The organism is Stenotrophomonas sp., assembly GCF_032061965.1.
Lineage (GTDB): Bacteria > Pseudomonadota > Gammaproteobacteria > Xanthomonadales > Xanthomonadaceae > Stenotrophomonas.
In genome coordinates, this window is the sequence record NZ_DAMBEF010000005.1 from 13,814 (window position 1) to 19,306 (window position 5,493).

Here is a 5,493-nt window from a genome sequence, read left to right on the forward strand (position 1 = left end):
AGGTTGAGGCAGCGCTCGAAGCTGCTTTAGCCCCTCTCCCCTTGCGGGAGAGGGGCTTGGATCCTGCAGGTTGAGGCAGCGCTCGAAGCTGCTTTAGCCCCTCTCCCCTTGCGGGAGAGGGGTTGGGGAGAGGGGGGCAGGCGAAGCCTGCCGCACCTCAGCCAACAACCCCGACCAACGGCCAGCCACAACGCCTGGCCGTTCGCATATATGCCATTGCAATTAACCAGGCTGAACCCCGTCCTGCTTCCATGGCTGGCCGGTTTCCGTACCATCGGCAACAATAGCCAGCCTGTTCCCGCCCGGACGGCCCACGTTCGATACAGATCGAACCGCCACCCGCAGCCACCGAGACATTGTGAAAACACCGCCGCAACTCCAGGTCCTGATCGAAGATGGCGTCATCGATGAAGTATTGCGCCCACTGAAAAGCGGCAAGGAAGCTGCCGTCTATGTCGTGCGCAGTGGCGACGACGTGCGTTGCGCCAAGGTCTACAAGGACATGGCACAGCGCAGTTTCCAGCAGCGCGTGCAATACCAGGAAGGCCGCAAGGTGCGTGGTAGTCGCGAGGCACGTGCGATCGGCAAGGCCAGCAAGTATGGCCGCAAGCAGCAGGAAGTGGCCTGGAAGAACACCGAGGTCGATGCGCTTTACCAACTGCGCGAAGCTGGCGTCCGCGTGCCTGAACCACACGGTTATTTCCACGGCGTACTGGTGATGGAACTGGTCACCGATGCCGATGGCTACAGCGCTTCGCGCTTGGGCGAGGTGGAGCTGGAAGCTGATCAGGCCAAGCAGTTCCATGCAGTGCTGGTGCAGCAGGTCCAGTTGATGCTGTGCAACGGCCTTATCCACGGCGATCTGTCGCCCTACAACGTACTGGTGGGGCCGGACGGTCCGGTGGTGATCGATTTCCCGCAGGTGGTCAGTGCCGGTGGCAACAATGCCGCGCGCTCGATGCTGCTGCGTGACGTCAACAATCTCACCGCCTATCTCGGGCGCAGTGCGCCTGCCTTGCTGGATACCTGGTACGGCGAGGAGATGTGGGAACTCTTCCAGGCCGGTGAACTGTTGCCCGATACCGTGTTGACAGGGCAGTACACGCCGGATGAACGCGCGGTCGACCTGGACAGCGTGCGCGAGGCGATCAACGACGCCCGTGAGGAAGCGCTGATCCGCCAGCAAGGCCGCGAAGCCGCTGCCGAAGAAGACCTGTAAAGCGGCATAAGCCGCGCGGGCCGCAGATATCACGGCAATGCCGAGCAATGCCCGGCAGCTGTCCCCAGCGCCCCGCGCGCAACCGGGTGTCGCCCTGCCGCTACAGCGGGGCCGCGGCCTGCAAGCGGTAGCTGCCCGGCGCTCCCAGCACTACCGTGAATCGCCGGGGCTCCAGCGAATAGACATGGTGGCTGTCGATGCGCAGCATGCTGCCGGTCAGCTGCACATTGCCGCAGGTCCAGAAACCATCGGAGAGTTCTTCCAGCAGTACCCGCGGAACGGATGCATTCGACGACTCGCCATCTGCCGCAGCGGGCAGCCATTCGATCCACATCCGGCAGGAAACGTGTTCAAAGCCGACGCTTTCGGCCACCACGCGAAAGCTGCCCTGTCGACTGTCTGCATGCCAATGGCCACCATGGGTGACAGCCGGTTCGGGCGCGACTTCGTCTTGCGCGGGCGCGCCGCCCGCTCCGACAAGCACGACAAGCACGATCAACACACGGGATATCACCATCACCTGCAGCCCCGAACAGAAGGGCTGAAGCGTAGCGCGCAGGTGCAACCCAAGGTAGTGCCGCGCTCTAGCGCGCGACGCAGGACGAAGGGGCAGGGCACATCGATTCCCGTGCGCCGCACGACGGCACTGGTTTCGACACCAGCGTGGCATCCGTGCAGTGTTTCTGGTCCTCGCAGTCGGTGAGCGGGCGCGCTACCAGCGACTGCGCCAACTCCGCATTCGCCACATAGCCGTGGAGGAATAACAGGTCATTGAAAACGCTCATTTCCATGCTCCCACTTGAGGAGCGCTAACGTTAAGTCCAAGCTTGAGCCTAAAAAAGCGAACATCCCTCAACCGCTACTTGAGAGAAACTAAAGGCTCATGTCCAGGCCGCCGCTTCAGTTCCTGCAGGCTTTCGTCTCCGCCGCACGCCTTGGCAACCTGTCGCGTGCCGCCGCGTCAATGAATGTAACTGTCAGCGCCCTGAGCCATCAGATGCGGCAGTTGGAGGAGCGCCTGGGGTATCCGCTATTGACCCGGCACGCACGCGGGGTAGCCCCGACCATCGAAGGACGGCGTTTGCTGGAACAGATTGGCCCCCACCTGGATGCGATCAACGACGCGTTCCGGCCATTCCAGGCACGGCGTGACTGCGTGCTGACGGTAAGTGCCGTACCAACCATGGCGTCAGCATGGCTGGTGCCACGCCTTGGCCGCTTCGTCGCCGAATATCCACAGATTGAGATCAACCTGCAGTCCAGCCAGTTGCTCGTCGATTTCGAGCGACAATTGCAGTTCGATGCGGCATTGCGGGTTGGGGATGGCAACTGGTCTGGCCTGGTCAGTGAGCCGCTCATCGATGAATGGTTGGTGCCGATGGCCAGCCCGGCGTTGGTGGAGCGCATGGGCGGGATCGGGGCACTGCCCTTGACCGAGTGGCCGCTGTTGGGTGACCCGGATGGTGAGTGGGATCGCTGGTTTGCACTGACGGGTACCAAGCCGCCCCGGCGTTACATCGCCATCCTTGATGACTCCGAATCACACCACCGCGCCGCGCTGGATGGGGTTGGGGTTGCACTGGGACGGGTAACCCGGGCGCACCTGCTGCTGCAATCCGGGCAGCTGTTGCTGCTGTCCGACCAACGCCTGAAGACGCCGTGGTCGCATTGGCTGGTGTATCCGGAACGCTCGAAAGCACATAAAGGCTTCCTGGCGTTTCGGCAATGGCTGCATGCCGAAGCCGACACGCACCGCAGGGACATGCAAGGCCAATAGCAGGCGCCAACCTGTGATGGTTTGGATTGTCCAGCGCGACGGCGTTAGCTGCGCCGGCTGAGCCACGGCGTGAACAGGCGCAGGCGACGTGGTCGCGATGACAAGGTAAAGGCAACCAGCAGCGCTGCGCCGCTCAAGCCCATCACCCACACCAGCACCGCCATCGTCGCGTGGTCCACCATCAGGCACAACAGCAACGCGAAGGCGATGCTGATGCTGCCAGCCATGCGCAGCAAGCGCAGTGAGACCGATGAAGGACGGTGTTCCCAGACCTGCAAGGCATGCACTTCCATTGACAATGCCAACCACACCATGCCCGCCACGCAGGCGCACAGTGCGGCCAGAAGCAGCAGGTTTGCAGCCAGCTGATCAGACATGGGCGGGCTCCGCTTGCGAGGTTTGCCGCTGCTGTACGCGCGCACGTGCCCCGATGCGGCGTGCGGCAAGCGCGGCGACAAGAGCGCTTGCCAACAGGAACAGATCGACACCTGCCACTGGCCAATAGCCGCGCGCCAGCGTGCGCAGCAGATGGTCGCCGGTGGTGATCCAGTTCAACAGCACCGCAGCGACGGCCAGCACGGCGATGGCCCACGCCTGTTCACGCCATGCCGGATTGGCCAGGCCGCGCGCGACCGGTGCGCCGCGCAGGCCCGCATGTACCAGCGCCACTGCCCAAACAGCCCAGAATGCATAGCGCTCCCAATCGCCGCGGCCGGGCAAAGCTTCCGGCAACAAGCGGTTGGCAATCAGGATGCCAAGCGTGGCCAGCACCATGCCGGTGACCGTGGTGACCGCCAGCGCATCGACGATGCGCGCCCCCTGGCTGCCCTGCAGGGCATGTTGACGCTTGCGCTTTTCAACGAAAAAGATAAAGCCTGTGGCAATGCATACCGCGCCAGTCAGGCCGCCAAGCACGTAGAGCCAGCGCAGCAGCCAATGGCGGAAATGCTGCAGGTGCAAGCCGGTGAGGAACTCGCTCACGCGCGCCACAGGCGTGGCCGCAGGATCTTCGCGGATCAAGGCACCGCTGCTGCCTTTGAAATGGATGCCATCACCCACCAGTGCGATGCGGTCGGTGCCGGCACGGTAGACGCTGACGTAGCCGTTGCTGTCGCCGACATGCTGCACCACCAGGAAGCCCACGTCGCCCGCCTTGTCATTGGCTTCCCAGCGATGGCGCGCCTGCGCGACCATCGCATCGACCGACGCCAGTTCTGCCGGTACCCCAGCACGCTGGTGGGGCAGGCCGGTTTCCTGCGCTTCCATGCGCTCGTGCAGGTCATGCAGGTCGTGCAATTGGGTGTGGCCGACCGGGAAGTAATACGTGCCGGCGAAGATCAACAAGCCGGTCAGGGCGAAGAAGAAATGGAAGGGCAGGGCGACCACGCCGGTGAGGTTATGCAGGTCCAGTACGCTGCGCAGCCGGGCCTTGCCGGGGCGGAAGGTGAAGAACTCGCGGAACAGCTTGCGGTGCATCACCACCCCGCTGATCAATGCAGCCAGCATTACCAGGGCGGAGAAGCCGACGATCCAGATGCCCAGGTTCTTCCAGTCCAGGGTCAGTCCGTAATGCAGCGGGAAAAAGAAGCCGCTGCCTATCTTCAGGCGGTCATCCGGCAGCTCGCTGCCATCGCGCGGGTCGATGGTGGCATAGGCCCAGATCAGCTCTTCGGGATCCTTGGCATTGGGCACCTTGTAGCCTGCATACAGCGCCAGTACCGGATCGCGGTGGGTGGTGTAGGCGCTCCAGCTGGCCACCTGGTCGAAGTGCGTCGGCATCGGCCCATTGACGCGCGCGCGCATTGCATCGATGTCCGCTTGCAAGGGTTGCATGCGTTCGAAGGCCGGCCGCAGCACGTTCTCGAACGAAGGCATTGGTTGCGCCTCGATCCGCGTTGCCGGGATGGCCCAGCGGTCGATCTCGCGATCGAACACGGATAGCGCGCCAAAGAAGAAGGCTGCCATCAGCACGAAGCCAAGCACCAACCCGAACCAGGTGTGCAGCCATGCCATTGCTTGCCGGAAACTGTTGAACATGGGATCTCCGGTCAGGTCAGCAGGGATTGAACGAACGAGGCGGCGGCAGCCATCAGCAGCCCGAGGCCAAGCAGGACCAGGCCCACCCGTAGCACGCGCTGGGTAGCGATGCTCCACAGGAACACCAGCACGTAGGCGATCAGGCCGATGAAAGCGCCAAGAAACTCGGCATCATGGAAATCGAGCCGGGCAGCAAACAGCAAGCTGGTGGCAAGCGCCACCGTGCCCCAGGCGAAGACATAACCGCCAAGGATTGCGGCCAGCACACGCAGCAGGATCTGCAAGCGTCGTGAGCGGGGTGGGGCGAGGGTGGCAGGTGGTTGGGACATGGGGCTGGCTGATCTCGAATGTGAGTAGTACGAACAAGCGCTGCAGCGTCCATGCACGGCTGTGCTTTCAAGCCCCCCACCGCTGAGCTTCAAAGCCCCTCTTCCCTCGTGGCAGAGGGGTTGGGGAGAGG

6 protein-coding genes are annotated in these 5,493 nt (G+C 63.2%); 2 read left to right on the top strand and 4 right to left on the bottom strand.

Translation table 11 applies throughout. The features are described from left to right. Positions 1-358 precede the first annotated feature (358 nt). Positions 359-1,219, top strand: coding sequence for a PA4780 family RIO1-like protein kinase (locus RT460_RS03740; RefSeq protein WP_313317238.1), 861 nt, complete (start codon positions 359-361; stop codon positions 1,217-1,219). A gap of 100 nt (positions 1,220-1,319) precedes the next feature. Here RT460_RS03740 and RT460_RS03745 read toward each other — a convergent pair whose 3' ends face one another. Then, positions 1,320-1,736: a hypothetical protein gene (locus tag RT460_RS03745; protein ID WP_313317240.1), complete on the bottom strand. Its 417-nt coding sequence runs from the start codon at positions 1,734-1,736 to the stop codon at positions 1,320-1,322. A 366-nt stretch (positions 1,737-2,102) separates the two neighbouring features. Between RT460_RS03745 and RT460_RS03750 the strand changes: the two genes are divergently transcribed. Continuing rightward, positions 2,103-2,996 (top strand): LysR substrate-binding domain-containing protein, encoded by an 894-nt coding sequence (locus RT460_RS03750; RefSeq protein WP_313317242.1) that lies wholly within the window; start codon positions 2,103-2,105, stop codon positions 2,994-2,996. 44 nt (positions 2,997-3,040) lie between these two features. Here RT460_RS03750 and RT460_RS03755 read toward each other — a convergent pair whose 3' ends face one another. From RT460_RS03755 to RT460_RS03765, 3 genes are read right to left on the bottom strand one after another with little or no spacing between them, the layout of a single operon-like run. Further along, the gene (locus tag RT460_RS03755) at positions 3,041-3,373 is read right to left on the bottom strand and encodes a DUF3325 domain-containing protein (protein ID WP_313317243.1); all 333 of its coding nucleotides are present in this window, start codon (positions 3,371-3,373) and stop codon (positions 3,041-3,043) included. Continuing rightward, positions 3,366-5,033 (bottom strand): PepSY-associated TM helix domain-containing protein, encoded by a 1,668-nt coding sequence (locus tag RT460_RS03760; RefSeq protein WP_313317244.1) that lies wholly within the window; start codon positions 5,031-5,033, stop codon positions 3,366-3,368. The genes RT460_RS03755 and RT460_RS03760 overlap by 8 nt, the downstream gene beginning before the upstream one ends. Before the next feature lie 11 nt (positions 5,034-5,044). Beyond that, positions 5,045-5,362, bottom strand: coding sequence for an iron uptake protein (locus RT460_RS03765; RefSeq protein ID WP_313317246.1), 318 nt, complete (start codon positions 5,360-5,362; stop codon positions 5,045-5,047). Positions 5,363-5,493: the final 131 nt, after the last annotated feature.

Bases quoted from the DNA above. Each gene is read 5' to 3' on its own strand.
- RT460_RS03765 (WP_313317246.1), bottom strand. From the start codon at position 5,362: ATGTCCCAACCACCTGCCACCCTCGCCCCACCCCGCTCACGACGCTTG.
- RT460_RS03755 (WP_313317243.1), bottom strand. From the start codon at position 3,373: ATGTCTGATCAGCTGGCTGCAAACCTGCTGCTTCTGGCCGCACTGTGC.
- RT460_RS03760 (WP_313317244.1), bottom strand. From the start codon at position 5,033: ATGTTCAACAGTTTCCGGCAAGCAATGGCATGGCTGCACACCTGGTTC.
- RT460_RS03750 (WP_313317242.1), top strand. From the start codon at position 2,103: ATGTCCAGGCCGCCGCTTCAGTTCCTGCAGGCTTTCGTCTCCGCCGCA.
- RT460_RS03745 (WP_313317240.1), bottom strand. From the start codon at position 1,736: ATGGTGATATCCCGTGTGTTGATCGTGCTTGTCGTGCTTGTCGGAGCG.